The organism is Actinoplanes sp. NBRC 103695, assembly GCF_030269485.1.
Lineage (GTDB): Bacteria > Actinomycetota > Actinomycetes > Mycobacteriales > Micromonosporaceae > Actinoplanes.
Window position 1 is genome coordinate 23,944 of the sequence record NZ_BSTL01000023.1, and the last position, 26,432, is coordinate 50,375.

Annotated in this window: 24 protein-coding genes; 14 read left to right on the plus strand and 10 right to left on the minus strand. The window is 72.0% G+C overall.

The annotated features are described in order from the left end of the window. Positions 1 to 4: 4 nt before the first annotated feature. Both QSK31_RS34390 and QSK31_RS34395 read left to right on the plus strand, forming a co-directional pair. Positions 5 to 1,078 (plus strand): acyltransferase, encoded by a 1,074-nt coding sequence (locus QSK31_RS34390; RefSeq protein WP_285688787.1) that lies wholly within the window; start codon positions 5 to 7, stop codon positions 1,076 to 1,078. Positions 1,079 to 1,080: 2 nt separating this feature from the next. Beyond that, entirely contained in the window at positions 1,081 to 2,172 is a 1,092-nt protein-coding gene (locus QSK31_RS34395) for an acyltransferase (protein WP_285688789.1), read from the plus strand. Here QSK31_RS34395 and QSK31_RS34400 read toward each other — a convergent pair. Then, positions 2,128 to 2,613 carry a MarR family winged helix-turn-helix transcriptional regulator gene (locus tag QSK31_RS34400; protein ID WP_285688790.1) on the minus strand — a complete coding sequence of 162 codons (486 nt, stop codon included), beginning with the start codon at positions 2,611 to 2,613 and terminating at the stop codon, positions 2,128 to 2,130. The genes QSK31_RS34395 and QSK31_RS34400 overlap by 45 nt on opposite strands. Before the next feature lie 140 nt (positions 2,614 to 2,753). Here QSK31_RS34400 and QSK31_RS34405 point away from each other — a divergent pair, with 140 nt between their 5' ends. Further along, on the plus strand, positions 2,754 to 6,047 hold the full coding sequence (locus tag QSK31_RS34405; RefSeq protein ID WP_285688791.1) for an efflux RND transporter permease subunit: 3,294 nt from the start codon (positions 2,754 to 2,756) through the stop codon (positions 6,045 to 6,047). A gap of 54 nt (positions 6,048 to 6,101) precedes the next feature. Here QSK31_RS34405 and QSK31_RS34410 read toward each other — a convergent pair whose 3' ends face one another. The 3 genes from QSK31_RS34410 to QSK31_RS34420 all read right to left on the minus strand — a co-directional run bounded on the left by QSK31_RS34410 (position 6,102) and on the right by QSK31_RS34420 (position 8,733). Further along, on the minus strand, positions 6,102 to 6,941 hold the full coding sequence (locus QSK31_RS34410; RefSeq protein ID WP_285688792.1) for a GNAT family N-acetyltransferase: 840 nt from the start codon (positions 6,939 to 6,941) through the stop codon (positions 6,102 to 6,104). Between the two features lie 45 nt (positions 6,942 to 6,986). Next, the gene (locus tag QSK31_RS34415) at positions 6,987 to 7,943 is read right to left on the minus strand and encodes an RNA polymerase sigma factor (protein WP_285688793.1); all 957 of its coding nucleotides are present in this window, start codon (positions 7,941 to 7,943) and stop codon (positions 6,987 to 6,989) included. Positions 7,944 to 8,070: 127 nt separating this feature from the next. After that, positions 8,071 to 8,733, minus strand: coding sequence for a GntR family transcriptional regulator (locus QSK31_RS34420; protein WP_285688794.1), 663 nt, complete (start codon positions 8,731 to 8,733; stop codon positions 8,071 to 8,073). Between the two features lie 184 nt (positions 8,734 to 8,917). Between QSK31_RS34420 and QSK31_RS34425 the strand changes: the two genes are divergently transcribed. Continuing rightward, complete coding sequence (locus QSK31_RS34425) at positions 8,918 to 10,165, plus strand: MFS transporter (protein ID WP_285688795.1); 1,248 nt, start codon at positions 8,918 to 8,920, stop codon at positions 10,163 to 10,165. Here the strand turns inward: QSK31_RS34425 and QSK31_RS34430 are convergent. Next, positions 10,113 to 10,469, minus strand: a complete 357-nt coding sequence (locus tag QSK31_RS34430) for a hypothetical protein (protein WP_285688796.1) — start codon at positions 10,467 to 10,469, stop codon at positions 10,113 to 10,115. The two genes, QSK31_RS34425 and QSK31_RS34430, sit on opposite strands and share 53 nt — an antisense overlap. Before the next feature lie 38 nt (positions 10,470 to 10,507). Between QSK31_RS34430 and thrB the strand changes: the two genes are divergently transcribed. The 3 genes from thrB (at position 10,508) to QSK31_RS34445 (ending at position 15,215) form a co-directional block, all read left to right on the plus strand. Further along, positions 10,508 to 11,395 carry a homoserine kinase gene (gene thrB / locus QSK31_RS34435; RefSeq protein ID WP_285688797.1) on the plus strand — a complete coding sequence of 296 codons (888 nt, stop codon included), beginning with the start codon at positions 10,508 to 10,510 and terminating at the stop codon, positions 11,393 to 11,395. Between the two features lie 386 nt (positions 11,396 to 11,781). Continuing rightward, on the plus strand, positions 11,782 to 13,902 hold the full coding sequence (gene rho / locus QSK31_RS34440; protein WP_285688798.1) for a transcription termination factor Rho: 2,121 nt from the start codon (positions 11,782 to 11,784) through the stop codon (positions 13,900 to 13,902). A gap of 140 nt (positions 13,903 to 14,042) precedes the next feature. Continuing rightward, complete coding sequence (locus QSK31_RS34445; RefSeq protein WP_285688799.1) at positions 14,043 to 15,215, plus strand: nitric oxide synthase oxygenase; 1,173 nt, start codon at positions 14,043 to 14,045, stop codon at positions 15,213 to 15,215. Here QSK31_RS34445 and QSK31_RS34450 read toward each other — a convergent pair. Beyond that, positions 15,212 to 15,799, minus strand: coding sequence for an RNA ligase family protein (locus tag QSK31_RS34450; protein ID WP_285688801.1), 588 nt, complete (start codon positions 15,797 to 15,799; stop codon positions 15,212 to 15,214). The genes QSK31_RS34445 and QSK31_RS34450 overlap by 4 nt on opposite strands. Continuing rightward, entirely contained in the window at positions 15,796 to 16,206 is a 411-nt protein-coding gene (locus QSK31_RS34455) for an AAA family ATPase (RefSeq protein WP_285688803.1), read from the minus strand. Before QSK31_RS34455 ends, QSK31_RS34450 begins: the two co-directional genes overlap by 4 nt. A 177-nt stretch (positions 16,207 to 16,383) precedes the next feature. Between QSK31_RS34455 and rpmE the strand changes: the two genes are divergently transcribed. Further along, positions 16,384 to 16,608, plus strand: coding sequence for a 50S ribosomal protein L31 (gene rpmE / locus QSK31_RS34460; protein WP_285688804.1), 225 nt, complete (start codon positions 16,384 to 16,386; stop codon positions 16,606 to 16,608). 83 nt (positions 16,609 to 16,691) lie between these two features. After that, positions 16,692 to 17,783, plus strand: a complete 1,092-nt coding sequence (gene prfA / locus QSK31_RS34465; RefSeq protein ID WP_285688805.1) for a peptide chain release factor 1 — start codon at positions 16,692 to 16,694, stop codon at positions 17,781 to 17,783. Here prfA and QSK31_RS34470 read toward each other — a convergent pair. Together QSK31_RS34470 and QSK31_RS34475 are read right to left on the minus strand one after the other, a co-directional pair. Beyond that, positions 17,767 to 19,149, minus strand: coding sequence for an outer membrane protein assembly factor BamB family protein (locus tag QSK31_RS34470; protein WP_285688807.1), 1,383 nt, complete (start codon positions 19,147 to 19,149; stop codon positions 17,767 to 17,769). The genes prfA and QSK31_RS34470 overlap by 17 nt on opposite strands. Beyond that, positions 19,146 to 20,663 (minus strand): GGDEF domain-containing protein, encoded by a 1,518-nt coding sequence (locus QSK31_RS34475; RefSeq protein WP_285688809.1) that lies wholly within the window; start codon positions 20,661 to 20,663, stop codon positions 19,146 to 19,148. Before QSK31_RS34475 ends, QSK31_RS34470 begins: the two co-directional genes overlap by 4 nt. A gap of 52 nt (positions 20,664 to 20,715) precedes the next feature. Between QSK31_RS34475 and prmC the strand changes: the two genes are divergently transcribed. The 5 genes from prmC to QSK31_RS34500 are packed head-to-tail and all read left to right on the plus strand — an operon-like array spanning position 20,716 to position 24,916. Next, positions 20,716 to 21,585 (plus strand): peptide chain release factor N(5)-glutamine methyltransferase, encoded by an 870-nt coding sequence (gene prmC, locus QSK31_RS34480; protein ID WP_502873051.1) that lies wholly within the window; start codon positions 20,716 to 20,718, stop codon positions 21,583 to 21,585. Positions 21,586 to 21,598: 13 nt separating this feature from the next. Beyond that, a complete protein-coding gene (locus QSK31_RS34485) occupies positions 21,599 to 22,699 on the plus strand; it encodes a hypothetical protein (protein ID WP_285688811.1) in 1,101 nt (366 codons plus the stop codon). Positions 22,700 to 22,718: 19 nt separating this feature from the next. After that, positions 22,719 to 23,363, plus strand: a complete 645-nt coding sequence (locus QSK31_RS34490; RefSeq protein ID WP_285688936.1) for an L-threonylcarbamoyladenylate synthase — start codon at positions 22,719 to 22,721, stop codon at positions 23,361 to 23,363. After that, positions 23,364 to 23,954, plus strand: coding sequence for an arsenate reductase/protein-tyrosine-phosphatase family protein (locus QSK31_RS34495; RefSeq protein ID WP_285688812.1), 591 nt, complete (start codon positions 23,364 to 23,366; stop codon positions 23,952 to 23,954). It abuts the gene before it with no gap. A gap of 8 nt (positions 23,955 to 23,962) precedes the next feature. Then, on the plus strand, positions 23,963 to 24,916 hold the full coding sequence (locus QSK31_RS34500) for an L-threonylcarbamoyladenylate synthase (protein WP_285688813.1): 954 nt from the start codon (positions 23,963 to 23,965) through the stop codon (positions 24,914 to 24,916). Here the strand turns inward: QSK31_RS34500 and QSK31_RS34505 are convergent. After that, positions 24,840 to 26,372: an SDR family oxidoreductase gene (locus QSK31_RS34505; RefSeq protein ID WP_285688814.1), complete on the minus strand. Its 1,533-nt coding sequence runs from the start codon at positions 26,370 to 26,372 to the stop codon at positions 24,840 to 24,842. The genes QSK31_RS34500 and QSK31_RS34505 overlap by 77 nt on opposite strands. Positions 26,373 to 26,432: the final 60 nt, after the last annotated feature.

Sequence of the window (26,432 nt, forward strand, 5' to 3'; positions counted from 1 at the left end):
TTGCATGGCCCTTCTCGACATCCCGGTACAGCCGAAGACACGACCGCGGCGGCAGTGGGAGCTGGACGCGCTCCGGGTGATCGCGATCGTCGGGGTGGTGGCGATCCACGTGTCCGGCCTGCTTCTCGCCCACGGCAAGGGGACGCTGAGCTGGTGGGCCGCGGTCACCGTGAACGTCGGCTCCACCTGGGTCGTCCCGGTGTTCGTGATGATCAGCGGCGCGTTGCTGCTGGCGCCACGGGCACACGTGGACGGCCCGGCCGCGTTCTACCGCAAGCGGTTCGTGCGCATCCTGCCCGCGCTGGTCGCCTGGCATCTGATCTACCTCTTCGGGGTGCGGGTGCTGTTGCGCGGCGAGCCGTTCCGCCCGCGCTCGGCGCTGATCAATCTGCTGGACGCGAAGACGTTCACCGCCCTCTACTTCCTCTGGCTGATCGCCGGCCTCTACGTGATCGCCCCGGTGATCGCGGCGTTCCTGCGCGGTGGCGGTCCGCGGCGCGCGTTCTGCGTCGCCGGGGTCGCCCTCCTCTCAACCCAGATGGCGTACGGGCTGAGCACGCTGTCGTCCCTGCTGGGTGAGCCGCGTCCGATCCACCTGGGCGCGTGGAACCAGTGGTGGCCGTACGTGGGTCTGTTCGTGGCGGGCTGGGCGTTGCGTGGCGTCGTGCTCCGGCCGGCGGGCATCGTGACGGCCGCGGTCGTCGGCGTCCTGGCGGTGGCCGAGCCGATCTGGCAGTACGCCGATCCGCACCGGCTGCTGGCGTTCCTGCCGATCACCAGGCTGGGCCCGATGATGGCCGTCGCGGCGATCTGCTTCTTCCTGGTCGCGGTCGGCGTCGGCGCCCGGGTGACGCCGGCTCCGCGGGCGGCGTTCGCGCTGCGCCGGCTGTCCGACGCGGCGTTCGGGGTGTTCCTCGTACACCTGCTGATCCTCGAGGTCCTCCGGGTCGCCCTCCCGCCGGTGGAGGCGGCTCGCTCGCCGTGGGTCCTCGCCGCGACCTTCGTGGTGACGCTGACGGTGTCCTTCGTGATCTCGCTGGCCGCCGCCAAGGCGCGCTACGTCCGGGCGATCTTCTAGCCGTGACAGCGGTTCTCGATCTCCCGGCTCGGAGGAGTGCGCCGCCGGCCCGGCGCTGGGAGCTGGACGCGCTGCGGGTCGCGGCGATCTGCGGTGTGGTGGCCATCCACGTGGTCGGCATGATGCTCGGTAACAACGATCTGACGGGATCCCGGCGCTGGTGGGCGGCGGTCGCGATCGATCTCGGACTGGTCTGGACGGTCCCCGTGTTCGTGATGATCAGCGGTGCGCTGCTGCTGTCGCCGCGGGCGCACGCCGCCGGTCCGGTCGTCTTCTGGCGCAAGCGGTTCGCTCGCATCGTCCCGGCGCTGGTCGTCTGGCACCTGGTCTACCTGGCCGGGGTTCGCGTGTGGCTGAAGGGCGAGGAGCTGACCCGGGGCGCGGTGGTCGCCTGGCTCCTGGACGCGAAGGTCTACACCGCCCTGTACTTCCTCTGGCTGATCGCCGGCCTGTACGCGGTCGCCCCGGTGATCGCGGCGTTCCTCCACAGTGGCGGGCGGCGGCGTACCGCCGCGACGGCCGCGGTGACGCTCGTTTTCACCCTGGTGGTCTTCGCCGCCTCCGGTCTGGCCGCACTGAACGGCACGCCGCGCCCGATCGCGCTGGGCGCGCTCACCATGTGGCTGCCGTACGTCGGCTACTTCATCGCCGGCCGTGCCCTGCACCGGGTGGTGCTGCCGGCCTGGGGCGTGGTCGTGGCCGGGGTGGTCGCGGCGGCCCTGCTCGCCGAGGTCGTCTGGCAGTACGGCCACAAGCCGGCCTACCCGGTCCTCCAGCAGGTCCTGCCGCCCGGCTATCTGGGGGCGGCCACCGCGCTGGCGGCGGTCTGTGTCGTGTTGGTCGCGACCGGTCTGGGTGCCCGCCTGGCGCCCGGTCCCCGCCTCGCCGCGCTGCTCAGGCGGTTGTCCGACGCGTCCTTCGGTGTCTTCCTCGTCCACTTGCTGATCTTCGAGGTGGTCCGCCGGCTGGTCCCCGCGGTGGCGTCGGCGGACTCGTTGCACGTCATGGTCGCCGCCTGGGCCGTGGTCGTGTCGGCGTCCTTCGTGGTGTCACTGCTGGCAGCGCGGATCCCGTATCTCAGGACCGTCTTCTGACACGTACTCGTCGGCCGCGGCCCGCACCAGAAGCTCGGTGGCCTGGGCGATCAGCCGCAGCTCATCTGCTGAGAGCCGGCTGAGTAGCTTTCGCTGCTTCTCCATGCCGGCATCGAAGATGCCTCCGATGAGTTCGCTGCCCACCCTGGTCAAGCCGATCCGGCGTACGCGCCGATCGCGCAGGTCCTCGGTGCGCGCGACCAGGTCCTGGGCGACCAGGCGGTCGATCATCCCGCTCAGCGCGGCCAGGCCGACGCCGAGCATGCGGGCCAGCTCGCCACCGGAGACGGTGCCGTGACGGGCCAGGAGCATCAGGATCTTGATCTGGGTCAGGGTCAGATGCGAGTTGAAGAGCGGATCCGAGCGGTCATAGGCAAACAGCCGCTGGAGCCGCTGCTGCGCGACCATAATGTCGGCGATGAGCTGTTCGTTCTCGGCCACCGCAGCCTCCTGTGTATCCGGCTGATGGCCGTATTGCGTCCATCTGGTGACGAACGCTACCAGCGCACCCCCGCGAAAAATCATTTGTTCGCGTGGGGCAAACTATCAGTGCTGACCGAACCATTCTCGGGGGAGCGCACATGTCTGTTCTAACCAGGCTCAGTCTCGCAAATCGCGGGCTAGTGGCACTCATCGCGATCGTGATCACCGGCTTCGGTGTGTACGCGATCCCCTCACTCAAGCAGCAGCTGCTGCCGTCCCTGGAGTTCCCCGGCGCGTTCATCGGGGCGCAGGTGGCGGGCGCCAGCCCAGAGATCATCGAGGCGCAGGTAACCAAGCCGATCGAGGACGCGGTCAAGGGCGCCGACGGCCTCGACACGATCCAGTCGAACACCCGTGAGGGCTTCGCCACGATCTCGGTGACCTTCGAGTTCGGCACCGACATCGACAACGCGGTCAACCAGCTGACCACGTCGATCAACCGGATCCAGCCGCAGCTCCCCGAGGGCGTCGAGCCCACGGTCTTCGCCGGCGGCACCGACGACATCCCGGCGATCGTGCTCGCCGCCTCCAGCGGTGTCGCCGGCGGTGGCGGTGATCAGAAAGCCCTCGCCGCCAAGCTGAACGACAGCGTCGTTCCCGAGCTCAGCGCCATCGAGGGCGTCCGCGACGTCGCCGTCACCGGCACCCGCAGCGAGCAGGTCGTGATCACGCCGAAGCTGGCCGAGATGGGTAAGCGCGGCGTCCAGCCGACGGCGCTGACCGACCTCCTGCGCAGCAACGGCATCTCGATCCCCGCGGGCGCGCTCACCGAGGGCGACAAGTCGCTCAGCGTTCAGGTCGGCACCCCGCTCACCACCCTCGACCAGCTCAAGGGCCTCTACCTGACCGGCCGCTCCGGCCCGGTCAAGCTCACCGACGTGGCAACCGTGGAGAGCAAGGAGGCCACCGCCACCTCGTTCACCCGCACCGACGGCGTGGACAGCCTCGGCATCGCGGTCACCGCCTCGCCCGACGGCAACCCGGTGGCGATCTCGCACGAGGTCAACGAGAAGCTCGCCGAGCTCGAGAGCGCGTCCGGCGCCAAGCTGACCGTCATCGTCGACCAGGCGCCGTTCGTCGAGCGCTCCATCGAGAGCCTGACCACCGAGGGACTGCTCGGCCTGGCCATGGCGGTCATCGTCATCCTGGTCTTCCTGCTCTCCATCCGCTCCACCCTGGTCACCGCGGTGTCCATTCCGCTGTCCGTGCTGATCGCGCTGATCAGCCTGTGGATCGCCGACTACTCGCTCAACCTGCTCACCCTCGGGGCGCTGACCATCGCCGTCGGCCGCGTCGTGGACGACTCGATCGTCGTGCTGGAGAACATCAAACGACATCTGGGGTACGGCGAACAGAAGGTGCACGCCATCACCACCGGCGTGCGCGAGGTGGCCGGCGCGGTGACCGCCTCCACCCTGACCACGGTCGCGGTGTTCGCACCGATCGCCCTGGTCGGCGGCTTCGTCGGGCAGATCTTCGCGCCGTTCGCGGTCACCGTCACGGTGGCCCTGATCGCGTCGCTGTTCGTGTCCCTGACCGTGGTGCCGGTCCTGGCGTACTGGTTCCTGCGCCCGGCCGCCGGCGGGGCGGAGTCCGAGGAGGTCCGCCGGGCCGCCGAGGAGAAGGAACTGCGCAGCCCGCTCCAGCGCGGCTACCTGCCGGTGATCCGGTTCGCCACCACCCGCCGCTGGACCACCGTGCTGATCGGCATCCTGGTCCTGGCCGGGACGTTCGCGCTGTCCACCCGGCTGGAGACCAACTTCATCGACCAGTCCGGACAGGACTCGGTGAACATCAGCCAGCAGATGCCGGTCGGCACCAGCCTCGCCGCCACCAACGCGGCGGCCAAGAAGGTCGAGGACGTCCTCGCCGGCCGCGACGACGTGAAGACCTACCAGGTCACCGTCGGGCAGGGCGAGTTCAACCCGTTCGTCGGCTCCGCCGGCGCCAGCGGCGCGCAGTTCAACGTCGCGCTCGAGGAGGACGCCGACGCCGTCAAGGTCGGCGACGAGCTGAAGGACGAGCTCGGCAAGCTCACCGACGCCGGTGAGGTCACCGTCGGCGGCGACAGCAGCACCGGCCTGAGTGGCAGTGAACTGTCCGTCCGGGTGCAGGCGGCCGACAACGACGTGCTGGCCAAGGCCACCGAGCAGGTCCGCGCGGCGATGGCCGGCACGGCCGACGTCACCGACGTGAAGACGTCGCTGGCGGACAGTGTGCCCCGGCTCCAGGTGACCGTCGACCGGGCCAAGGCGGCCGCGGCCGGGCTCACCGAGGCGCAGGTCGGCCAGTCGGTGGCGGGCTCGTTCCGCCCCGTGCCCGCCGGTCAGATCACCGTGGACGGCGCCAGCCAGGACGTGGTGCTCGCCTTCGCAGCACCGCCGGCCAGCGCCGATGCCCTGCGGGCGCTGGTGCTCACCACGCCTCGCGGTCCGCTGGCGCTGTCCAATGTGGCGACGGTCGCCGAGGTGGGCGGGCCGGAAGAGGTCACCCGGATCGACGGTGAGCGCAGCGTCACGGTCAGCGGCACGTTCACCGGCAAGGACCTCCGCGCGGTGACCCAGACCCTGACCGCGAGCCTGGACGGGCTGGACCTGCCGGCCGGCGCCTCGTACGAGATCGGCGGCGCCAGCCAGGAGCAGGCGGACGCGTTCGCCGACCTCGGGCTGGCCGTGCTCGCCGCGATCGCGATCGTCTTCGTGATCATGGTGGCCACGTTCCGGAGCATCCTGCAGCCGGTCATCCTGCTGGTCTCCATCCCGTTCGCCGCCACCGGCGCGATCGGGCTGCTGCTGGCGACCGGGACGCCGCTGGGTGTTCCCGCCCTGATCGGTGTGCTGATGCTGGTCGGCATCGTGGTGACCAACGCCATCGTTCTGATGGACCTGATCAACCACTACCGCCAGCAGGGCATGGGCGTGCAGGAGGCGGTCATCGAGGGCGGCCGGCACCGGTTGCGCCCGATCCTGATGACCGCGATCGCGACCATCTTCGCGCTCATCCCGATGGCGCTCGGCCTCACCGGCGAGGGCGGCTTCATCAGCAAGCCGCTGGCCATCGTGGTCATCGGCGGCCTGGTCACCAGCACGCTGCTGACCCTGGTGCTGGTGCCGACGCTCTACACCATGGTGGAGAACCGCAAGGAACGGTCGCGGGCCAGGCGGGAGCGCAAGCGCCTGGCGAAGGCCGGCCCGAAACACGCGGCCGACGAGCCGGACGTGCCGGTCCCCACGAACGCCGAGATCCCCGACTCCAGCGGCGGCGCCCACGAGGCCGAGCCGGAGAAGGAGAACTCCCTCCGTACGCAGGCCGACCCGTCCGGCGGTGCCCTGCGCGGCTACACGGACCAGTTCGAGGTCCTGAAGATGCCGCGCCGTCCCGCCACCGAGTAACTGGAGTTGAAGGCCCCGGCGTGCATCACCCCCGATGCGCGCCGGGGCCTTCTTTCATGCGGCGGGGGCGGTCCAGCGCCAGTTCGGGCGGATGTAGTTGGGCCTCAGGCCGGCCCGCCTCATGTTGTTCAGGGATGCGTGCCGCGGCTGCTCGTCGGACCAGCTCGTCTCGGCCACCACCCAGCGGCAGCCCGCCAGACGGGCGGCCTCGATCCGGGCGTCGATCAGGGCCGCCTGGGCGCCCCGGCCGCGGAAGCCGGCGTGGGTCGCGCCGGCGTTCAGCGCAGCGACGTCGCCGGCCAGGTACATGTTGGCGCCGGCCACGATGCGGCGTTCGCCGGTGGCCGGGTCGGTCGCCCAGGCCGCGTACGGCTGGCAGCAGGGATCGCCGGCCGACGCGGCGAACATCTCGAGCTGGCCCTCGTGCGGGAAGCCGAACGCGTCCAGGACGACACCGGCCCACTCCTCCGCGTCGGCCGCGGTGACCGGGGCGATGTCCAGGTCAGTGGGGTTGCCGGGCGTGGTCTCCTCGATCCGGCAGGAGAGCTTGACGATGCGGCCGCCACTGTCCGCGATGCCGCGCACCCGGCAGATCCGCTCCCAGTCGTCCGGCGTGACGTCCGGCCGAACCTGCAACGTCGCCCGGGTGACGCCGTGCGCCCGGTAGAAGTCGATGATCTCGTCGACCAGCCTCGCGGTCAGCGGCTCGGTGAAGCCCAGGGCCTTGTTCCAGTATCCGGCGGTGTCGTGGCGCATGGCCAGCACGACGCCGCCGCCGATCCGGGTGACGGCCGCGCCGTTCGCCGCCGGCGCGCCTGTTACGTAGGCGCTCATGAACCCGGCCTCGATCGCTTCCGCCGAGGCCGCGGAAAGGGTGGTCGTGGTGTCAGTCATGTCAGCTGGTGCCGGGAGAGCGCCCGGAAGTTCGAAGCGCCGGCGTCAGTGTGACGCGGGTCGCATCTGCTCGGGCGATCGCGGCCGGTGCACGATGCGCAGCCGGTCCGTCCGCCCTCCGCGCAGGCTCTGCACCCAGGCCACGCCCGGCGGGCAGTGCCACGGATCCCACGGCGGGTTGAACAGCTCGTTCTCCCAGATGATCACGTCCCGGCCGGCGACCACATTGCTCAGCCGGTGACCGATGCCGTCGGCCTGGTCCTGGCTGATCACGCGGACCACGGAGTCGGCGTCCCGCCGGTGCGTGCCGCTCGGCCAGAAGCTCTGCACGTCGGGATGGAAGACGTCGACCATGGGCGCGTAGTCGCCGGCGGCCAGGGCGTCGAAGACATCGATGGCCTGCCGCCACCGCGCGCCGGTGACCGCTGCCAGGTCGTCGTACCCGGCGGCGTCGGACGTGGCCCGCAGGGCACCGGTGAGCTTGGTCCGGGCCTGGCTGAGCCGGCTGCGCACGGTACCCACCGGCACCCCGCACGCCTGCGCGATGCTCTCGTAGTCGTCGACGCGGGTGAAGTAGCGCAGCATCGTCACCAGGCGCAGCGGCGGCGACAACTCGTCCAGCGCACGCCACACCCAGTCCCGCAGCGCCAGACGGTCGAGCAGTTCCTCCGGGCCCGGCTCCCGGGTCGCCGAGTCGGGCAGCTCGGCGGGCACGCACCGGTCGCGGCGGCGCAGCGCGCGGCAGGCGTTGCGGACGATCCCGCGCAGCCACGCCCCGGCGGCGTCCGGGTCGCGCAGATCGCCGAGTCGCCCGACCGCGATCAGCGCGGCGTCCTGCACGGCATCCTCGGCGTCGGGCCCGGCGCCGAGGATGCTGAGAGCGACCGCGTACATCCGCGCGCGGTGCCGGTCGAGAAGCGTGCCCAGGCTCGCGGCGTCCCCCGCCCGAGCCGACCTGACCAGATCGGCGTCCGTCACGCCGCCGCGCAGATCAGTGAGCATCGGGCAACGATAGCCGCCGAGCCCAAGCCTCGAATGTCAGATGTCGGAGCAGCGCCGCCCTACTGCTTGTGGATGAGCTGTGGATCCCGAAGGCGGGTCGAAGTGGGCGTGGCGGAGTGCCCGGTGGTCAGGCGGGGGCGGCGTCGAGCAGAGGGTTGAGGGTTGCCCAGTTCACCCGGGTGGCGGCGACCGCGCCCTCCACGTCGCCGGTCTCGCACAGGGCGATGATGCGGTCGTGCTGGGCCACCGACCCGCGCCCGCTCAGCGAGGAGAACCGCAGCCTCTCCACCCGGCGGAGCACCGGCGTGAACTGCTCCAGCACCGAGACCAGCGCCGGATTGGCGCACGCGGCCACCGGGACCTCGTGGAAGGCGTCGTCCGCCGCGATCGCCGCGTCCACGTCGCCGGTGCGCAGCGCGTCCGCGAACCGCTCGTTGGCCGCGCGCATCGCGTCGAGCTCGTCGGCGGACAGGTTCGGCGCGGCCTCGCGCACCGCCAGCTCGTGCATGGCCGAGGTCACCGACTGGGCGGCCCGCGCGGCGCGGACGTCGAGCGGGCTGACCACGGTGTAGCGGCCCGGCTTGGTCTGGACGAGGCCGCCCTCCTCGAGCCGGGTCAGCGCCTCGCGGACCGGGGTCCGGCTCATCCCCAGCCAGCGGGACAGCTCGACGTCGTTGAGGCGCTCGCCGGGCGCGAGCTCTCCGGAGACGATGGCGTCGCGGAGAGCGCGGTAGGCGTCGTCGCGCAGCAGGGATCGGGGCGCCAGCGCGGCTCGCTCGGGAACGGGCATGCAATATATTGCACTTTGCCGCGCCGACGCTGTCAATACTCTGACCGCCGGGCGCTGTCGTCGCGGCGGGCGGGATCGGCCGGGACGTGGGACAACCCGGCGGGGGACGCGGAGCGGGACCACGACGGCGGCCGTCCCGGGTCACGGGACCGTGCTGTGCTCGTACCCGTGAAAGGGTCTTGAGGTGAGCTCTTTCGGGGTGGTCCGGCGGAACCGGGACTTCCGCCGGCTGTTCGCGGCCGAGCTGGTGGTGTTCGGGTCCGACTGGTTCGTGATGGTGCCGCTGCTCGTGCTGCTGCCCGAGCTCACCGGCAGCGGCGTGTGGGGCGCCCTCGTGCTGGCCGCCGACACCGGGATCATCGCGCTGCTGCTGCCGTACACGGGCACCATCGCCGACCGGTACGACCGCCGCAAGATCATGATGGTCTCGAACCTGGCCGCGATCGCCGCGGTCGCGCTGCTCTTCCTGGTGCGCTCCGCGGCCACCGCCCCGCTGGCCCTGGTCGCGGTCGGTGCGATCGCGGTGGCCAAGGCGTTCTACTCGCCGGCCGCCTCCGCCGCACTGCCCAATGTGGTCGATGACGAGGACCTGGCCGCCGCCAACGCGATCTCCGGCTCGTCCTGGGGCACGATGACGATCGTCGGCGCCTCGCTCGGCGGCGTGGTGAGCAGCGCCTTCGGCCCGTACGTCAGCTTCGGCGTGACCGTGGTCTGCCTGCTGCTCGGCGCGTTCGCCACCGCCCTGATCCGCCGCCCGCTCCAGGCGCCACGCTCGTCCGGGGACCACCCGCGCACCTGGCAGGCGCTCGCCGAGTCGTTCCGCTACATCGCCGCCCGGCCGCGGATCCGGGCGCTGGTCACCGTCAAGTCGGCGGTCGGCCTGGGCAACGGGGTGCTGACCGTCTTCCCGCTACTGGCCGGCATCTTCGGCGTCGGGGCGCTGGGCGCCGGGCTGCTCTTCGCCATGCGCGGCGCCGGCGCCCTGATCGGACCGCTGGTGATGGGCCCGGTGCTGCGCCGCCGCAGCTGGCTGCTGCCCGGCCTGGCGCTGTCCATGGGCCTCTACGGCGTCGGCTATCTGGGCGTCGCCCTAGCGAATTGGTTCTGGCTGGTCCTGGTGCTGGTCTTCGTCGCGCACTTCGCCGGCGGCACCAACTGGGTGCTCTCCAATTACGCCCTGATGGGCGAGGTGCCGGACAGGCTGCGCGGCCGGGTCTTCGCCACCGACATGATGCTGGCGACGCTCGCCATCGCGGTCAGCCAGCTCGGCGCGGCCGCCGTCGTGGATCACGTCAGCGAGCGTGCCATCCTGGCAGGTTGCGGTTTGATCACATTGATCTATGCCGTGGGCTGGCGGATCGCGACCCGGCGGCTGAGCCTCACCGGCCCGGTGGCGGCCCCGGAAACGCCGGGTCGGCCGCCGGCCGGCTGACCAGCGCGGCGATCAGCAGGCCGATGCCGATCGCGGTGAGCAGTGTCAGCACCAGGCCGACCGCGAGGCTGACCATGCCGAAACTCGACACCTGCAGGTCCAGCGTGGCGACCAGCCGCGGAAACATGATGTTCCAGATCCCGGACATCACCAGCTCGAGGGTGAGCAGGGACAGCCCGATCAGGGCGAACAGCGTGCTGCGACCGCCCAGCGCCACCTTGCGCGAGCTGACCAGGACGAAGCCGGCGATCATCACGATGAGCAAGGGCAGCTGTACCAGGAAACCGGAGAACGCGTACGCCATGACCAGGCACGTTATCGGGTGGGTGCGACAATGATCGAATGGCCCTGACCTTCGCCGCCGGTCCGGCGCATGTCCGCACGCCGGCGACCAGCGCCAACCTCGGCCCCGGCTTCGACGCGCTCGGCCTGGCGCTCTCCCTGCACGACGAGCTGACCGCCTCGATCACCGGCGGCGGCTTCCGGGTGGAGGTCTCCGGCGAGGGCGCGGGCGACCTGCCCGCCGACGAGGAGCACCTGGTCGTCCGGTCCATGTTGGCCACCTTCGACGAGCTGGGGGAACGCCCGCCGGGCCTCGCCGTGAGCTGCGTCAACCGGATCCCGCAGGCGCGCGGCCTGGGCTCCTCGTCGGCCGCGATCGTCGGTGGCGTTCTGCTCGCCCGTGCCCTGGTCAGCGGTGGTGCGGCGCTGCTCGGTGACGACGCCGCGCTGCGGGTCGCCGCCCGGCTCGAGGGTCATCCGGACAATGTCGCGCCGTGCCTGCTGGGCGGCTTCACGATCGCCTGGACCGAGGGTGCCGGGGCGCGTGCTGTCAAGATCGACACCCATCCCGGCGTACGCCCGACCGTGTTCGTCCCGGCCGAACGCGGGTATACGGCGGCCGCCCGGCGTGCCCTCCCGGCCGGCGTGCCGCACGCCGACGCCGCGTTCAACGCCGGTCGCTCCGCCCTCCTGGTGCACGCACTCACCACCGACCCCACACTGCTGCTCGCGGCCACCGAGGACCGCCTGCACCAGGGGTATCGCGCCGAGGCGATGCCCGGGACGGCCTCGCTGGTGGCCGGCCTGCGCTCGATCGGCGTGCCCGCGACGGTGAGCGGAGCAGGACCCTCCGTGCTGGCATTCACCGAGGTCCCGGGCGATTTCCGGGCGGGAAGAGAATGGCGCGCCGTGCCGTTGGGCGTGGATGTCGCCGGAGCCCTTGCTTGAGGGAGTATGGTTAGACACGCCGAGCGGGACACTGTTGCCGCAGGTCGCACGAGTTGATTACGCTCAGGGCCTGGCACACAGCCGCGAGGCAATTTCGATCTACCGCGGTTCGGCGCGCACCCCCGAGAGCATGGCAGTTCTTGCCTGTCTCATCTCTCTCATCAAGGCACACGCCGAGCAGCAGCTCTGCCAGATCGACAGCGGTTAACTCGCCGAGACCTATCCCGTCGCCGAGCTTCACCAGGCGAGGTCAGACGGGGTCGGGAGACCGTCGAGCCCGTGACGCACGATTTTTCCCGCGCCGCCTGCGGAAGCGGGATCCGAGGCACCCGGCCACCAAGGCTGCAGACCCGGGTGACTTGGCTTTTTTCGACGGAAGGAATCCATTGAGCGACACCACCGACGTGACGTCGGGTGTTTCTGACGTCGCTGACGACGGCGCCGGCACCCCGAGCGCCACGAAGCGTCGCCGAGGCGGCACCGGCCTGTCCGCGATGCTGCTCCCCGAGCTGCAGAGTCTCGCCGCGTCCCTCGGCATCTCCGGCACCGCCCGGATGCGCAAGGGCGAGCTGATCACCGCGATCTCCGAGCGTCAGGGCGGGGGCGCCCCCGCGGCGTCCGCCGAGCCGGTACGCGCTTCGCGGAGCCGTTCCAACGGCGCCCGGGCAGCCGAGGCCCCGGTGGTGGCCGACGTCGCGCCGGTCGCCGTCGCGACGGCCCCGGTGGTCACGCAGCCGCCGGCGGTCGTCGCCGACGCGCCGACGGCCCTGCAGACCAGCACGGCGCCTCCGGTCACGTCCGAGCCGGCCCAGTCCGCTCCGGCGCAGTCCGCCGCGGCCCAGTCGGCTCCGGCCGAGTCCGGGTCCGCACCGGCTCAGTCCGGGTCCGCGCCGGCTCAGTCCGCGCCGGGCACCGAGACGGAGCAGCGTGAGCGCACCGACGGTCGCGAGCGCAACGAGCGGGGCGGCCGCAACCGCAACCGCGGCGACCGGCCCGACCGCGGCGAGCGCACGGACCGCACCGAGCGCACCGACCGGAGCGACCGGCCCGACCGCGGTGACCGTCCCGAGCGGGGCGGCGAGCGCAACGACGGTGGCGTCGAGCGTGGTGACCGCGACCGCAACGACCGTGGCGGCGAGCGCAACGACCGCAACGATCGGGGCGGGCGCCCCGAGGGGCGCAACGACGCGCACGACGACGATGACAGCGACGGCGGCGACGGTGGCCGCCGGAGCCGGCGCAGCCGGTTCCGGGACCGGCGGCGGGGCCGTGACCGGGACGGCAACGAGCGTGACGGTGGCGGCCGCGAGAGTGGCGGCCGGGACGGCGGCGGCCGCGAGCCGCACGTCGCCGAGGACGAGGTTCTCGTCCCGGTGGCCGGCATCCTGGACGTGCTCGACAACTACGCGTTCGTCCGGACCACCGGCTACCTGTCCGGCCCGAACGACGTCTACGTGTCGATGTCCCAGGTCAAGAAGCACGGCCTGCGGGCGGGCGACGCGGTCACCGGCGCGGTCCGGTCCGCTCCTCGCGACACCAACGCCGACAGCGGCAACTCGCGTCGCGACAAGTACAACCCGCTGGTCCGGCTGGACACGATCAACGGGATGGAGCCGGACGAGGCCCGGCGGCGGCCGGAGTTCTACAAGCTGACTCCGCTCTACCCGCAGGAGCGTCTGCGTCTCGAGAGCGAGCCGCACATCCTCACCACCCGCGTGATCGACCTGGTCATGCCGATCGGCAAGGGGCAGCGCGCGCTGATCGTGTCGCCGCCCAAGGCCGGTAAGACCATGGTGCTGCAGGCGATCGCCAACGCGATCACGCACAACAACCCCGAGTGCCACCTGATGGTCGTGCTGGTCGACGAGCGTCCGGAAGAGGTCACCGACATGCAGCGGTCGGTGAAGGGCGAGGTCATCGCGGCCACGTTCGACCGTCCGCCGCAGGACCACACCAGCGTCGCCGAGCTCGCCATCGAGCGGGCCAAGCGGCTGGTCGAGCTGGGCCACGACGTGGTCGTGCTGCTCGACTCGGTGACCCGGCTCGGCCGGTCGTACAACCTGGCGGCGCCGGCCTCGGGCCGGATCATGTCCGGTGGTATCGACTCGACCGCGCTCTACCCGCCGAAGCGGTTCCTCGGCGCGGCGCGCAACATCGAGAACGGCGGCTCGCTGACCATTCTCGCCACCGCGCTGGTGGAGACCGGCTCGATGATGGACACGGTCATCTTCGAGGAGTTCAAGGGCACCGGTAACGCCGAGCTCAAGCTGGACCGCAAGATCGCCGACAAGCGGACCTTCCCGGCGGTGGACGTCTCCGCCTCCGGCACCCGCAAGGAGGAGATCCTGCTGGGCAAGGAGGAGCTGGCCATCGTGCACAAGCTCCGCAAGGTGCTCAGCTCCCTGGAGTCGTCGGCGGCCCTGGACCTGCTGCTCGACCGGCTCAAGCAGAGCCGGACGAACATCGAGTTCCTGATGCAGATCGCGAAGTCGACACCGGGCGAGTAACCGCACGCGCCATCGACGGACGCGCTCCCACCCATCGTGGTGGGGGCGCGTCCTTTTTGTCGCACAGGCTGTGTGAGCTGCCCCGACCAGGGTCGTGCGAACCTCCCTCGAAGCTTCGACACGAGGGTGGGAGGCGCGCGATGAAAGTGCCGGGATACCGGGACCATCCGACCGAGGCCTGGGATCCGGTCGCCCCCGCCGACGCGGGAGAGGCCGAGGACTTCCTGCGGCGGTGCTACCTGGAGAACCTCCGGCTCGGCCCGGTCGAGCCGCGCCTGGCCATCGTGCGGGCGCAGATCGCCGCCACGGGCACCTACACGCACACGACCGAGGAGCTGTCGTACGGCGCGAAACTCGCGTGGCGCAACGCGAGCCGGTGCATCGGCCGTCTCTACTGGCGCAGTCTGGTGGTGCTGGACCGGCGCCGGGCACGCACCGCGGACGACATCTTCTCCCTGCTGGTGCATCACCTGACCACCGCCGGCCGGGACGCGATCCGCCCGGTGATCAGCATCTTCGCCGCCGCCCAGCCCGGCCGGCCGTTCGCCCGGGTGTGGAACGAGCAGCTCATCCGGTACGCCGGGTACCAGGGTGCGAAGGGCTGCCCGGTCGGTGACCCGCGGCAGACCCGGTTCACCGCCGCGATGCAGGGGTTCGGCTGGCGTGGCAAGGGCGACGCGTTCGACGTGCTGCCGCTCGCGATCGAGACGCCGGCCGAGGGGGTCCGGCTGTACGAACTGCCCGAGCGCGCGATCCGCGAGGTGCCGATCGCCCACCCCGAGTACGCCTGGTTCGCCGAACTGGGCCTGCGCTGGCACGCCGTCCCCGCGATCTCCAACATGCGGCTGACCATCGGCGGCGTGCACTACCCGTTGGCGCCGTTCAACGGCTGGTACCTGGGCACCGAGATCGGCGCGCGCAACTTCGCCGACGCCGACCGCTTCAACATGCTGCCCGTGGTGGCCGCCCGGCTCGGCCTGGACACCAGCAGCGAGACCACGCTCTGGCGGGACCGGGCTCTGGTCGAGCTCAACCGGGCGGTGCTCTGGTCCTTCGAGCAGGCCGGCGTGAAGATCACCGATCATCACACGGAGTCCCAGCGGTTCATGGCTCACCTGCGCACCGAGGAACGGGCGGGACGTCCGGTGCCGGCCGACTGGACGTGGATCGTCCCGCCGATGTCCGGCAGCCTGACCCCGGTCTTCCACCGCTACTACGAGGAGCTGGACCTGCGGCCGGCCTTCTACCTGGACGCCGAGGCGGCGACCCTGGCCCGCGACGGTTCCCGGCACTGCCCGCACGGTGAGAACTAGGCGAACTCGTTGACTGCTTCGCCCGGGGCGACGGTGGCGAACTTCGGGCGTACCCAGCAGAGGAGCTTGTGGGGCAGGTCGGCCGCGGCGATCCGGCCGGCGGTGCGCACGACGTAGCCCTCGGAGGTCTCCGCAGAGCGCTGGCGGGACCAGGCGGCGCGGGCCGTGGAAAGGCCCACCCCGCGGTAGAGGACCGGGACCACGGGCAGCTCCAGGCGGTCCGCCCAGTCCACCGTGTCGTCCCAGCCGAGCAGCGTGTCGGTCTCGTCCCAGACGCCGAAGACCATGAAGACGCCGGGCAGATCCGTGTACGTGATGCCGCGGCGCGCCCACATCGACTCGCCGCAGACCCGCCAGCCGTCGGGGATGTGGTGCGCGATCATCGTCCACAACGCCGTCGCCGGGCGGTCCCAGGGTTCGGTCGGCGCGCCGTCAGGGCCGTGCACGGCGTCCCGGGTGAAGGTCAGCTCGCCGCCGTCCAGCTTCTCGGTCACCACGAGCTCGACGTCCAACCAGGACAGGTCCTGCTGGACCGGGCCGCCGGCCGAATCCGGCAGGTGATGAAAGACCGGAGACGAGGTCATGTCAGGTACTTCCGGTGCAGGTCGCGGATGCCGGCCTCACCGACCCGCTCGTCGTCCGGCCGGGCGGCGTCCCGGCGGACGCACTCGTCGACCGGCACCCCGGTGAAGTCGTGGATCTCGAACCTGACGCCCGCCCGGAAGGCCAGGGCGGACCACTCGCGGACGCGGGCGGGCGCCAGGTTGGTGTCGTCGACCATCACGTCCGCCCTCGCCTCGAGCAGCTTCTCCACCGAACTCCGCTGGACCGTGCTGACCAGACCCTCGGCCCACGGGGTGTAGAGCCGCCGGCCGTGCAGCATCCGGCGGAGGTCGTCCCGGTTGACCCGGACCACCCACGGCTGGAGCCGCCGGGCGAAGGTGGTCTTGCCGGAGCCGGGCAGGCCTCGGGTGATCAACAACCTGCTCACTGCCACATCTTGCCTCCCCGGGCGGGAATGCGGCGAGGGTGACTCACGTTCCAACCCCCGGAAGCCCAGTCCGCCGCCCGACATGGCAGACTGGTGCATCGGCCACTGGTTCCGGTTCACGCCCATTGAAAAGCAACGGCGACCCGGCGACCGCCATTCGAGAGGACCGAGCGACTCATGAAGCCCGACATTCACCCGCAGTACCAGGCGACCGAGGTCATCTGTTCCTGCGGCAGCACCTTCACGACCCGCAGCACCGCCAAGGGCGGCGAGATCCGCGTCGAGACCTGCTCCGCCTGCCACCCGTTCTACACGGGCAAGCAGCGCGTGCTGGACACCGCGGGCCGGGTCGCCAAGTTCCAGGCGAAGTACGCGAAGGTCACCGCAGCGAAGAAGAAGTAGCTACCCCAGCGGCGCCCGCCCCGGTTGATCCGGGGTCGGGCGCCGTTTGCGTGGTCCGCCAGGATTTTCTCGAGGAGACGACTGTGAGTAACGACCGGCTGACCAGCCTCCTCGAGGAGTACCGGAACCTCGAGAAGCAGATGGAGGACCCCTCCATCCACTCCGACCAGGCACTGGTACGCCGGGTCGGTCGCCGTTTCGCCGAGCTGGCGCCGCTGAACGCCGCCCACAACGAGCTGGAGGCGGCGCGCGCCGACCTGGTCGCGGCCAAGGAACTGGCCGCCGAGGACCCCAGTTTCGCCGGTGAGGTCGAGGCGGTCGCCGCGATGCTGCAGCCGCTGGAGGAGAAACTCGGCGAGATGCTGGCGCCGCGCGACCCGCACGACGCCAAGGACGTGATCGTCGAGATCAAGGCGGGTGAGGGCGGCCAGGAGTCCGCGCTGTTCGCCGGCGACCTGCTGCGCATGTACACCCGGTACGCCGAGCGGCACGGCTGGACCGTCGAGGTGATCGACTCGCAGGAGTCGGACCTGGGCGGGGTCAAGGACATCTCGGTGGCGGTGAAGACCAAGGGCGTGCCCCAGGGCGGCAACGGGGTCTGGTCGCGGCTCAAGTGGGAAGGCGGCGTGCACCGGGTGCAGCGTGTGCCGGTCACCGAGTCGCAGGGCCGGATCCACACCAGTGCGGCCGGCGTGCTGGTGCTGCCGGAGGCCGAGGACGTCGACGTGCACATCGAGCCGGGCGACATCCGGGTGGATGTGTTCCGTTCGTCCGGTCCGGGTGGCCAGTCGGTGAACACCACCGACTCCGCGGTCCGGATCACCCACCTGCCCACCGGCATCGTGGTGAGCTGCCAGAACGAGAAGAGCCAGCTGCAGAACCGCGAGTCGGCGATGCGCATCCTGCGGGCCCGGATGCTGGCCGCGGCACAGGAGCAGGCGGACGCGGCGGCCTCCGACGCGCGCAAGGCGCAGGTGCGTACGGTCGACCGTTCCGAGCGCATCCGCACGTACAACTTCCCGCAGAACCGGATCACCGACCACCGGATCGGCTACTCCGCGTACAACCTCGATCTGGCCCTCAACGGCGACCTCGACGGCGTGCTCGACGCGCTGGCCGAGGCGGACCGGCAGGCGCGGCTCGCCGGTGACGCCGACATCAGCCGACGTCAGTGACCACGATCTCCTGATCCTGCGGGTCGAACGGGATGTCCGACCGCTCCGGCCGGGCCGGCGGTTCGCCCGCTTTCAGATCGCGGTGGAAGAGGCACACCAGTCGGCGCCCGGACAGCTGGCAGCCCTGGTCGCCGCCGGCCTGCGGCAGGGCGCCGGCCAGTCGCAGTGAATTGTCCGGTTCCAGGTTGTAGACGGCCATCCGGGGACGCGCCTCCCGGGTGATCGCCATCAGGATCAGCCGGTCGGCGGACGGGTCCATCACCACCATGGTCGTCGGGAACTTGGCGATCACCTCGCCGGTCCGGACGTCGACGATGCCGTTGCCCGCGCCGCTGTGCGACTCGACGTACATCCGGGTGGCGTCGAGCATGGTGCCGTAGCTCCAGCCCTGGCTGCGCCACCGCGCCACGCCGGTCCGCGGGTCGAGTGCCTCGATGCCGGTCTGCTCCGACCCGCGGCAGAGCATCTGGCCGCACTCGAACAGGCCGCCCAGGTCGCCGTTGTCGGTGAACTGTTCCCACAACGGCCGCAGGGTGGCCAGATCGTGGGCGGTGACCCGCATCGTGCCGTTCTCCACGGCCACCGCGAAGAAGACGTCACCGATCACCGGCGCGTACCCGTAGGAATCGGTGTTGGCCTCGGGGGAGAGCCACGGCACCTTGCCGGTGCGCTTGACCTTGCCGTCCGCGAGGCTCCGCAGCTCGACCCGCCCGGAGCGGTCGATCACGATCAGGTCGGTGGGGGCGCCCGGTGTGCCACCGGCCGGGCTGATCGTGCTCGCCGCGCCGGGACCGGTCGGGGTGTACGACCAGATGTCGGTGCCGTCGGCGACCCGGGCCAGGTGCAGCCGCAGCACCGCACCACCCCGCGGCGACCACTCGGCCAGCAGCATGGCGTCCGGGGTCTGCGCGTAGAGCTCGCCCCGGTGCCGCCACCGCTCCCGCCCGGTCGCCGCGTCCAGAGCGACGATGCTCTGTACCTGCTCGCTGCCGTCGGCGAGCTGCTCGGTGGCCGGCACCAGCACCAGGCCGGGCACCTCGACGTTCACGTAGCCGACCGGCTGGTCCAGGGGCGCCTGCCAGAGCACCCGCCCGTCCGCGATCGCGCGTGCCTCCAGCGCCGGTGCCCGCCCGGACCGCTGGATGTAGAGCGTGTCGCCGCGCAGCGTGAACGGCTCCTGCGAGGTGGGCGTGCGCCACAGCGTACGCATCGATTGTGGCTCTGGTCTTGCCGAGCCGGTCACCCCGAGAAGCGTGAGCAGCGCGACCACCGCGACCAGAATCCGGCGCAGGTCGCGCGGAGCGACCGGGCGGACCGCCGGAGGCCGCGTGCCGGAGGAGATCTCGCCCAGCTCGATGACCGTCATGCGGGGACGGCCGGGATCCGGTTCGCCGATGCCGCCGCCAGCGCCGCCGCCAGGGTGCGGCCCTTCACGCCCACCTCGGACCAGCCCGCCGCCATGCCGATCGGGGTGCCGGGCACGATCGTCTGCCAGTTCTCCGCCGCGGTGGCCGCACTGATCCGCCGGGACACCTCGGCCGCCTGCGCCGTTCCGGCGCCGGGCAGGACCACCACGAACTCGTCACCGGCGAACCGGGCCACGAAATCACCGCGCCGCATGACCCGATTCAACACCCCGGCGATCCGTTGCAGGACGAGGTCACCACAGTGTCTGCCGTGCCGGGCGTTGACCTCGGTGAAACCGACCAGGTCGCAGACGCCGACCGCGGCACGCTCGCCGCGGGCCAGCATGCCGGTGATGTAGCGCTCCAGCTGGCGGCGGTTGGGCAGGCCGGTGAGCGGGTCGGTGAGCGTCTCGTCGCCGTACCGGCCGACGTCGCGCTGCTCGATCTGCTGGGCGTCCAGCCGGGCCGCGACGCCGTCCAGGTAGCCGTCGCGGAGGCGGTCGATGCGCTGCGCGGCGAGCCGGAACGCGTGCCGGTCGGCGGCGTGGGCGGCCGCGTGGTCACCGGCGGCGGTGTAGCAGATGCTGCGCAGCCGGGCCGGTTCCGCGGCGCCGAGCACGTCGGCCGCGACCGGCACCGCGTCGAGCTGGGCCAGCGCCTCGGCCGGTTTGCCGTCCGCGATGGCCAGGCAGACCCCACCCAGGTGGCGCAGGTCGCGGGTGCGGGCGCTGTCGCCGCCGCGGGACAACCAGCTGGTCGCCTCGGTGTCGGTGCGCTCGCCCAGCGCGGCGCGGCGGGCCAGGGCATAGCCGTAGACCGCCCGGCTGTGCGGCCGCAGCCGGACGTCCGCGCCGGTCGCGACGTAGCGGGTCAGCTCGGCGTCGATGTCACGCAGCACCCGCAGGCAGCCGTCGGAGTCGCCGTGGTGGTCGAGGGAGACCGCGTTGCGCAGCCGGATGCCCGGCGCGGCGAACACCTCGGGCGCCAGCCCCGCGGTCGCGCCGGCCTCGCGGGCCTGCTCGATCGCGGTCAGGGCATGGCCGTGGAAGCCCAGGTACGAGTACGCCATGGCCAGGTCGTGCCAGCCCCAGGCGGTCTCGAGGCCGCCGTCGGTGACCGCTGCCAGCGCCCGCGAGGCCTGCACCAGGTGCGTCACCCCACGGTCGAGCGCGCTCTGCAGGTGGGCGGCGAGCGCGGCGAAGGCGTGCATCTGGCCGCGCAGGTACGGGTCGGGGACCTCGCGCACGGCCTGGGACGCGGCCGTCATCGCGGTGGCGAACTCGGCCACCCGGCCCAGATTGATGTACGCACCGAATCGCTGGACCAACGCGTACGCCCGAGTGGTCGGGTCGGTCGTCGAGTCCAGCACGCGGTCGAGGATCGGCAAGGCCCGGGCGGACTTGCCGCCCTGTTGCAGACGTCCGGCCTCCCGTAACTCCTCGACATGATCCGCGAGCTGGTCCAACCAACTCACCAGGCGCCTCCCCGGCCGCTCAGCGTCATACGCGACGTTCCATGATTATGCCGTGACACCGCGAGACGAACACCCCTCGCCCGGCATGGACCGGACACCGCTCGCGCCAATTCTCAGACGGGCAGTATCCGCCCTGGTCGATGCGGGGGTGGACAGCCCACGCACGGACGCCGAGTTGCTGGCCGCCCACGTGCTCGGGATCGGACGCGGCCGGTTGGCGCTCGTCGACACGGTCCGGGCGGCCGAGGCGGAGCGGCTGGCCGAGCTGATCGCCCGCCGCGCCGGCCGGGTTCCGCTGCAGCATCTGATCGGCACCGCCGCCTTCCGCCACCTGGACCTGGCGGTGGGCCCGGGCGTCTTCATCCCGCGCCCGGAGACCGAGCTGCTGGCCGGCTGGGGGATCGAGCGCACCGCGCCGGGCGCCACCGTGGTCGATCTGTGCAGCGGCAGCGGCGCGATCGCGTGCGCGGTGGCCGACGAGGCGCGGCCCGGCCGGGTGATCGCGGTCGAGCGGTCGCCCGAGGCGCTGGTCTGGTTGCGGCGCAACGCGGGGGAGGCGGTCGAGGTGGTCGAGGCGGACGTGACCGACCCGGACCTGCTGCGCGAGCTGGACGGGTCGGTGGACGTGCTGCTGTGCAACCCGCCCTACGTGCCGGACGGCACCCGGGTGCCCGCCGAGGTGGCCGTGCACGATCCGGTGGAGGCGGTCTTCGGGGGCGGCGACGGGTTGGTCGTGATCCGGCCGGTGATCGCTCTGGCAACCCGTCTTCTGCGTACGGGCGGCGCGATCGGCATCGAGCACGACGACACCCAGGGTGCGGCCGTGCCGGATCTGCTGCGCGCCGACGGAAGATTCGCCGAGGTGACCGAGCACGCCGACCTGACCGGACGGCCGCGGTACGCCACAGCCGTCCTTCGATGACTAAGATCCGCCGGTGCTCGAAGATCGATTGATGGACGACTGCTGGGCCGCCGTCAAGGACCACGAGGCCTTCCAGCTGACCGTGCCGCCCCTGCTGGAGGCGGCGATGACCGTGGACGCCGCCCGCGCCGCCGAGGTGCTGGACCGTATCGCCGGCCTGTTCGAGGTGGTGCCCGCGGCCCCGGCCGGACAGCTGGCGCTGGTCGTCTCGGTCCTGGTGCGGCGGGGTGCGTCGCCCGAGGTGGCGACCCGGGCGCTGGGCCACGGCCTGATCGAGGCGCTCACCGGCGCGGACGCGTTCGCGGGGAGCTGGTTCGAGATGTTCGGCCCCAAGGTGGCCCTGCCCCACCCGGACGGCGACCAGGCGATCTATCAGGCGGCCGTCGAGAAGCTGACGAAGGGTCGGCGCTTCCCGCGCCGGCCCGGGCTCGCTCGTGCGGACGCGGTCGAGGTGACCAACGGCTGGTTCACGCTCGGCGACTGGGCGCTCGCCGCCGAGGGGCTGTTCGAGTTCAAGGCGGCGCGGCTCGCCATGCCTCGCCGAGACTGGGCCGCCGCCTGTACCCAGGCGATGTCGGTGCTGCGCCGCGACGTGGCGATCCTGGCCGCCGAGCTCGCCGTGCTGGACGACGAGACGCTGATCGTGGTGCACCGCACCGAGCCGGTGGCCTTCGAGGTGCGGGTCAGCGGGGTGATGGAGAACTTCCAGCTGTACGTGCTGCTCGCCGACGCGCTGCCCGGCTTCGCCCCGGACCCGGCGTGGGTCGCGGCGGCCGGCACCGGGGATCCGGACGGATCCGACCGGATCGAGGCGGCGTTCCAGCTCTCCGACCGGTACGGCAACTACGTGCCCATCGAGGGCCGGCCCGGCGACATCCCGGCCGTCGACGACCGGCGGCTGCTGGTGATCGACCCGCCGCCGTTCGGCCGCAGCTGGGACCTCGGCCGGCGGCACGAGGCCGTGGTCCCGGAGGTCGTCCTGGAGCGCACGCTCGACGCCGGGGAGGCGGCCGCCTGGCAAGCGAAGGCCGGTCCGCTGCTGCTGACGGCGGAGCGGCAGCCGTCCCACTTCCACTACTCGCGGCAGCGCGGCGTCGTGGAGCTGACCGCCTGATGGCAGACTGCATCTTGTGATGCTCTACGACTGCCGGACCATGGCCGATCGCGATCGAGGGATCGCCGCTGCCGTCGACGCCGCCAAGAGCGGTGAGCTGGTGGTGTTCCCCACCGACACGGTCTACGGCGTCGGGGCTGACGCGTTCACCGCGCACGCGGTGCGCTCCCTGCACAGCGCCCGCGGCATGGACCAGCAGATCGCGCCGCCGGTGCTGGTCGGCTCCCGGCACACGCTGGACGGCCTGGTCTACTCGCTGCCCAAGGCGGCCCGGGAGCTCGCCGACGCGTTCTGGCCGGGCGCCCTGACCCTCCTGGTCGAGCACTCGCCGAGCCTGCAGTGGGACCTGGGCGAGACGGACGGCGTGGTGGCGGTGCGCATGCCGCTGCACCCGGTCGCGCTGGAGGTGCTGCGCGAGGTCGGCCCGATGGCGGTGACCACGGCCAACAAGGTCGGCTCGGCCGCCCCGGTGACCGCCGAGGAGGCCCGCGAGCAGCTGGAGTACTCCGTACGCGTCTATCTGGAGGCCGGCGCCGCCGCCGACCCGGCGCCGAGCACGATCGTGGATCTCACCGGGGACGCGCCCAAGGTGGTCCGCAACGGCGCGATCCCGCTGGAAAAGCTTCGGGACGTGGTGCCGGACATCGTCGCCGCGGAGGCCTGAGTGGCGCCCTTCACCGTCCTGCATGTCTGCATGGGCAACATCTGCCGGTCGCCGATGGCCGAGCGGCTGCTCGCCCGCGCGGTGCGTGACCGTGCCCCGCAGGCCGGTGAGCTGGTCCGCAGCGTCAGCGCCGGGACAGGGGGCTGGCACGAGGGCGAGGAGATGAACCCGCCGGCCGCGCGCCAGGTGCGCGGCCGCAGCGGTACGCCGGACGGCTTCGCGGCCCGCAAGCTGCGCGGCGACTTCCTGGACGAGGCCGACCTGATCCTGACCGCCACCGCGGACCAGTACGACTACGTGGTGGCGCTGCGCCCCGACGCCGCCGAGCGCACCTTCGTGCTGGGCGAGTTCGGCCGCCTGCTCGCCTCGGTCGACCCGGCCACGCTGCCGCCCGCCGAGGAGAAACCCGACTCGGTCCACGCCCGCGGCGTGGCCATCGTCGAGGCCGCGCACGCCGCGCGGGGCAGTGAGGCCGCGCTGCCCGGCGACGACCTGGACGACCCGTGGGGCCGCGGCGACCAGACGTTCCAGCGCGTGGGCGACGAGATCGAGGACACCACGGTCCCGTTCGCCATCCTGCTCCTGCCGTGACCGATCACGTGCCTGTCGTTCTGCCGGACGCGGCCGGGCTGCACCGGGCCGCGGAGCTGCTGCGCGCCGGCTCGGTGGTCGCCTTCCCCACCGAGACCGTGTACGGCCTGGGCGCCCACGCGTTCTCCGAGAAGGCCGTGGCCGAGATCTACCGCCTGAAGAACCGCCCGTCCTGGAACCCGCTGATCGTGCACGTGCCCAGCGTCGGCGAGGCCCGTCGCCTGGCCGCCGTCTGGCCGGCTGTCGCCGACGACCTGGCCGCCCGGTTCTGGCCGGGCCCGCTGACCCTGGTGGTCCGCCGGGCGCCGCACCTGACCGTGGCGGGCGCCGCGAACGACACGATCGCGATCCGGGTGCCGGCCCACGATGTGGCGCTGCGCCTGCTCGAGGCGGCCGGGCTGCCGCTCGCCGCGCCCAGCGCGAACCGCTCGGAGGGCCTGTCGCCGACCACCGCCGAGCATGTCGTCCGCGGTCTGCCGGACGTGCCGCTGGTGCTGGACGGCGGTGCCTGCCGGTGGGGGATCGAGTCGACCGTCCTCGACGTCACCGGGGACACGCCCCGGCTGCTGCGGCCGGGCGCGCTGAGCCTGCGGGCGATCCGCGAGGTGACCGGCCGGGTGGCGCTGCCGGACGAGGTCGCCGACGGCGCCGAGCGCCCCTCACCCGGGATGGGCAAGCGCCACTACGCGCCGCGGGCGCGGCTGCTGCTCGCCGACGAGATTTCACAAGTGGAAAGAACGTTCGTTCTCGCGGAGCCCGTCGGTCTCCTCGCGCTCGAGGGCGAGCCGGCGCAGGACACCGAGATCCTCGGCGCGGACCCCGAGCACTACGCGGCCGACCTCTACGCCGCCCTGCACCGCCTGGACGACCGCGGCGTCGCGACGATCATCGTCCAGAGGCCGCCGGCGACCGAGGAGTGGCTGGCCGTCCACGACCGTCTGAATCGCGCGGCAGCTCGCTAGATCCACGAGACAGGTCCTTGGCGCGGCGGGCGATGTTGCGGACCATGGCGCCGAAGACCAGCCCGTGGAAGGGCAGGATGGCCGCCCAGTACGCCTGCCCGGCCAGCCCGCGCGGCAGGAACACGGCCCGCTGCAGATAGATGCTGCGGTCCGGCCCGTCCGGGACGGCCCGCATCTCCAGCCACGCCCGCCCCGGCACCCGCATCTCGGCGCGCAGCCGCAGCAGCTCGCCCGGCCGGATCTCCTCCACCCGCCACCAGTCCAGCGCCTCGCCCACCAGGAGCCGCTGCTGGTCGCGCCGCCCGCGCCGCAGGCCCACACCGCCGACCAGCCGGTCCGCCGCGCCGCGCAGCGACCAGGCGAGGGGCAGCGAGTGCCAGCCGTTGTCGCCGCCGATACTCTCGATCACCTGCCACAGCGCGTCGACCGGCGCGTCCACCCGCCGGGCGCGCTTGTCGACGTGCAGCGTGCCGCCCGACCAGTCCGGGTCGCTGGGCAGCGGCTCGGCGGCCGGATCCAGCCCGGAGGCGGTGGACCAGCGGGTCTCCACCTCGGCGTCGCGGATCTTGCCGAGCGCCCGGCGGACCGCCTCGTCGAAGCCCAGGGTCTCGCCGGGAAGGAACTCGGCGATGTCGTTCTCGTGCGCGATGGCCTCGTGGATCAGGCTGCCGACCAGCGGCCGGGCGATCGCGTTGGGCACCGGGGTGACCAGGCCGACCCAATGTGCGGACAGCCACGGGGTGAGCGGGCGCAGCGGCTTGACCCGGCGCCGGGGCAGGCCCTCGACCCGGGCGTACCGCTGCATCATCTCCAGGTAGGTGAGCACGTCCGGCCCGCCGATGTCGAAGCCGCGGTTGACCTCGGCCGGCAGGTCCATGCAACCGATCAGGTAGCGCAGCACGTCGCGGACGGCGATCGGCTGGATCCGGTTGCGCACCCAGCGCGGGGTGACCATCACCGGCAGCCGCTCGGTCAGGTAGCGCAGCATCTCGAAGGACGCCGAGCCGGAGCCGATGATCACCGGGGCGCGCAGCACCGCGGTCGGCACCGGGCTGTCCAGCAGGATCTCGGCGACCTCGGCGCGGGACCGGAGGTGGGCGGACTGGGTGCCCTCGGCGGGCGGCTGGGGGCCGCCCAAATAGATGATCCGGCGTACGCCGGCCCGCTCCGCCGCCGCGGCGAAGTTCTGGGCGGCCTCACGGTCGCGCTGCTCGAAGTCCGGTTTGCCGAGCGAGTGCATCAGGAAGTACGCGACCTCGACGCCCTCGAACGCCGCCGGCAGCGTGCTCGGATCGGACAGATCGCCCTCGACGATCTCGACCTCGCCGGCCCACGGCACATCCCGGAGCCGGGCGGCGCTGCGCGACAGGCAGCGCACCTCGTGGCCGGCGGCGACCAGCCGGGGCGCCAAACGCCCGCCGATGTAGCCGGTGGCACCTGTTACCAGACAACGCATAACCGCACAGTGCCCGCGTACGCGCAGGCTAACCCCTATGCTGCGAGCAGGCGGCGTGGC

Bases quoted from the DNA above. Each gene is read 5' to 3' on its own strand.
- QSK31_RS34390 (WP_285688787.1), top strand. From the start codon at position 5: ATGGCCCTTCTCGACATCCCGGTACAGCCGAAGACACGACCGCGGCGG.
- QSK31_RS34405 (WP_285688791.1), top strand. From the start codon at position 2,754: ATGTCTGTTCTAACCAGGCTCAGTCTCGCAAATCGCGGGCTAGTGGCA.
- QSK31_RS34410 (WP_285688792.1), bottom strand. From the start codon at position 6,941: ATGACTGACACCACGACCACCCTTTCCGCGGCCTCGGCGGAAGCGATC.
- QSK31_RS34415 (WP_285688793.1), bottom strand. From the start codon at position 7,943: ATGCTCACTGATCTGCGCGGCGGCGTGACGGACGCCGATCTGGTCAGG.
- QSK31_RS34420 (WP_285688794.1), bottom strand. From the start codon at position 8,733: ATGCCCGTTCCCGAGCGAGCCGCGCTGGCGCCCCGATCCCTGCTGCGC.
- QSK31_RS34430 (WP_285688796.1), bottom strand. From the start codon at position 10,469: ATGGCGTACGCGTTCTCCGGTTTCCTGGTACAGCTGCCCTTGCTCATC.
- thrB (WP_285688797.1), top strand. From the start codon at position 10,508: ATGGCCCTGACCTTCGCCGCCGGTCCGGCGCATGTCCGCACGCCGGCG.
- QSK31_RS34445 (WP_285688799.1), top strand. From the start codon at position 14,043: ATGAAAGTGCCGGGATACCGGGACCATCCGACCGAGGCCTGGGATCCG.
- QSK31_RS34450 (WP_285688801.1), bottom strand. From the start codon at position 15,799: ATGACCTCGTCTCCGGTCTTTCATCACCTGCCGGATTCGGCCGGCGGC.
- rpmE (WP_285688804.1), top strand. From the start codon at position 16,384: ATGAAGCCCGACATTCACCCGCAGTACCAGGCGACCGAGGTCATCTGT.
- QSK31_RS34470 (WP_285688807.1), bottom strand. From the start codon at position 19,149: ATGACGGTCATCGAGCTGGGCGAGATCTCCTCCGGCACGCGGCCTCCG.
- QSK31_RS34490 (WP_285688936.1), top strand. From the start codon at position 22,719: ATGCTCTACGACTGCCGGACCATGGCCGATCGCGATCGAGGGATCGCC.
- QSK31_RS34505 (WP_285688814.1), bottom strand. From the start codon at position 26,372: ATGCGTTGTCTGGTAACAGGTGCCACCGGCTACATCGGCGGGCGTTTG.